This is a genomic window from Holdemanella sp. (assembly GCF_056804935.1).
Window position 1 is genome coordinate 1 of sequence record NZ_DBMEXE010000163.1, and the last position, 3668, is coordinate 3668.

General features: G+C 30.8%; 4 protein-coding genes. All 4 read right to left on the bottom strand.

Annotation, left to right across the window (positions count from 1 at the left end; translation table 11 throughout):
- Positions 1 to 595: helix-turn-helix domain-containing protein (locus tag ACZQCL_RS07410; protein WP_482482521.1), on the bottom strand; the 595-nt coding region annotated here is incomplete at its 3' end.
- Positions 596 to 688: 93 nt separating this feature from the next.
- A complete protein-coding gene (locus ACZQCL_RS07415; protein WP_482482523.1) occupies positions 689 to 1633 on the bottom strand; it encodes an ATP-binding cassette domain-containing protein in 945 nt (314 codons plus the stop codon).
- A 177-nt stretch (positions 1634 to 1810) separates the two neighbouring features.
- The gene (locus ACZQCL_RS07420) at positions 1811 to 3088 is read right to left on the bottom strand and encodes an IS1380 family transposase (protein ID WP_482482525.1); all 1278 of its coding nucleotides are present in this window, start codon (positions 3086 to 3088) and stop codon (positions 1811 to 1813) included.
- Positions 3089 to 3226: 138 nt separating this feature from the next.
- A complete protein-coding gene (locus tag ACZQCL_RS07425) occupies positions 3227 to 3559 on the bottom strand; it encodes a hypothetical protein (protein WP_482482527.1) in 333 nt (110 codons plus the stop codon).
- Positions 3560 to 3668 lie beyond the last annotated feature (109 nt).

Here is a 3668-nt window from a genome sequence, read left to right on the forward strand (position 1 = left end):
ATTCCACCGCATAATTTAAACATGTTTTATACAGATCGTATGCCGCAAAAGTATTTTTTTGGTACGCATATAGATTGGCTTTGGCCTTCAACCTTCGTATAAATATCCATTCCTCATTATCAGATAGTTCCATATTTCCAGAAGATAATCTAAACAAATTAAAATATTCTCTTTGCGAATCATCCATGTATGAATAATACGCTTCCACTTCAGCAAGTGATATATTGATTTGAGAATTCATTTCAGAAGCAAACAGTAAAAACAATTGATATTGAACAAATAAACAGGATGACGCAACCTCATCTTTATATTCCAACAATTCATCCATTACCTTAAATATTTTTGAATCCGATGACATATAGTATTTAAAGAAAAGATCCAACATCTGTTTAATTTTTTCTTCTTTAATTGTATCCATCGTAGAAATCCCTAATTTTTTAAACAACAAATTGTATATATCATCATTTGCGACCAAGATATTATTTTCAATTTTAGAAAGATATGAAGGAGAACAAACCCCATGTGATAAAGCTTCTAATGATATGTCTAACTCTTTTCGTTGTTTCTTAATCAATAATCCTCTGTAATCATTCATGCACTGCCCACCTACTAATTCCAAAAAGTAATTCATTATTTGTTCCTAATTATATCACGAATTGAACCCCATCACTGAATGTTGAAAGAGGTTCTAAATACGTCCCTTATTTTTTAGGCTATAGAAGTACTCTTTATTTTTCATAAGTTCTTCAAATGATCCCTGTTCAACAATCCGTCCTTGTTTAAATACAAGAATACAATCAAACTTCTTTAGTGTTTCGTCAAAATATTTATGTGTTACATATAATACAGTTTCTTCTTTTAAATCCAATATTCGATTTTCAATTTCGATGGCCGTCTGTGCATCTAGACTTGCTGTTATTTCATCACACAAAAGTACCTCTTTTAAATGTGCGATTGTACGCGCAATCCCTATTCGTTGAACTTGCCCACCAGAAAGATTACTTCCATCCTCACAAATATTCTGGTCTAATTTAAATTCTGGTAAATCTACAAATTCCATACATTTTAACAGTGTTTCATCTGTTTGTACAAGCTCCATATTCAAGTTATTTCGGATCGTGTCATCAAATATATGACTTTCCTGATGAATCATAGAAACATTCTTAGAATCCAAAACACTCACATTTCCTTTTTGAACTGGATAATATCCTAAAATCAATTTTAAAATTGTAGATTTTCCGGAACCACTCGGACCAACTATCGCATACTTTTTCCCCTTTTCAAATTTGAAAGATAAATCATCAATAATCATCTTACTTTCAGTATAGCCAAAAGATACATGTTCCAAATAGATATTTCCATCATAGTTCGATACAAACTTATTTGCCTGTCCATGAGAATCGATAATATTCAGTAATTTCGAATTCACGTCCGACACCGACTTAAATCCAGCAAGATTGCTTGAAATATCATTTAAATTTGAAATAAAATTATTAGAAACATTTACAATTGGCATCATATATATCATATCTAAATGTCCATATAATATCATCAATCCAATCACCAACATGAAAATCAATTGAAAAGTGGCCGCAATACAATTAGCCCAGTTTCCCGTCAAAGATATTGCCATATTTACATTTCTTTGTTTATATTCCCTGAATTATTCATGAAAAGATAATAAAAGAAGATTAGCCTTGTTGGTGGATCCAAATTGGCTAATCTTTTTCATTTTGTTTTCGAATGGTTTGAAATGAGTATATAAAAAGATATCAGACATTGCTGATTTTTAAAATATAGGTTCAAAACGTTAAATCTGCAACACTTTATTCCAGTACTGAGTAAACTGAGTTTTATTTTTGTAGGCACTGCTAAAACTAAGCGTTACCTGTCTTGCGTGTTGTATCACTTTGACTGCTATTTTCTGATATTTCAATCGATATGTATTCATTCGTATTGTCTGATCTTTTTCTTCTAATATTGTTTGCTGGAATACATGATAAAGATTGTAGGCTAGACTTGAAATTAGAAAATCCATTTCATTTTTTACGAATTCTTTATGCGAAAGAATTCCACCGTTGAAATCATCTTTTAATTCTTTTGTAAAATTTTCGCTGTTTCCTCTTGCTTCATAAAAGTCCATTGCTTCTTTGGGACTTTTCTCAAAATCATTTGTAATAATGCAATAAACCATAGGTACTAACTGAAGCATTCCGTCTTTTTCTAAGCGAAAGGCTTTGTATACAATTCTTCGCTTTTTTGTCTTGTTTATCTGAATCGTATATTCTCCATAATAAGGTTCTGTATAGTCAAAATCATTCCAGTCTACCTGATTTATGACCATATCCATTACGGATTCTCTAATGTTTTTCTTGAAATTCTTAACTCGTATATAATACGTAACCTGATTGTTTTCCAGATATTTAAACAAATCCCTTCTGTAAAAGGCGCTGTCGCCTCTGAATCTTATATTTCCGGTATTGTTCAATTGTGTAAATATCTGTTCAAGTTCTTCAATGATTCCATTAGAAGAATAAGTAGAGCCAGTTCTCAACAAAGATGAAAGTAAGAGCTTTGAATGGTATTCATTGATTACAAGTGGATGATATCCGTTTTCCTGATAATGATGAATATAGGCACTAGCTTCCTGACTGCCACAAGTTGTAATCATGGTAGAATCGGCATCAAGAATTGGAGCATCTATATTTGTATTCACAAAATCACATGCAAGTTGAGTAATGATTTTTTTGAATTCATTGGTTGTATTTAAAGATACACGGTCATAGAAACGACTTACCGTAGCTTGAGAACATATCAAGGATTTGAGTGACAGTAAAGGATCATTAATTAATACTTTCTGATCAGACTGGTCATTATATCCCAGTAAACATTTGATAATTTGTTGAAACAAGATATTCGGATTTGAATATATAGGAATATGTCTTAAATCCACAAATGGAATAGAATCTAATAGTTTTTTCAAATTTATCTTTTCAAGAAATTGAGAAAGAAGAATGGATCCACCATCGCTGGAAAGATTCCCACCGTTAAAATTTATCTTGTCAAAAAGTGAATTAGTTTGTATCATAGATATGGCTCCTTTTTTTTGGTTTTGTCGCCTATATTATAAAGGAGCTTTTCTTATATGAAAAGTTCACCCAATGGGTGATAAGAAAAATTCGTAGATTTCCTTTAAATTAGGAACATTCTACGAATTTTTATATTTTCATGAATAATTCAGGTATTCCATGTTTTCAATCCATTCTTTTCCTTTATCCACGAACTGTTTTAGAACGCCCAAATCCAATATGATATCGAAATTTTGAAATATCTCCTTTAATTTTGAATTATATATACCTGAATAAGAAGACAATTGGTTCGAATACTTTTTCAATCTTTTTTCCATCATCTTCGGCACCAAAAGTGTTGCTACTGCAATCACAACCATCATGAGTCCTACAAATACATGGATGCGAAGAATATATATTAAAATAATAACAGACACAATGATATCGACAATCATACTTAATATTGGATAAAAGTAATATTCATCTACCATTTTTATATTGGTACTATGTCAAGAAAAAGGACTCCTAAAATAGATAAATTTTAAATTCTAATGCTTTGAATAATAATTATTCTCATATTGATTTGGCGATTCATAACCG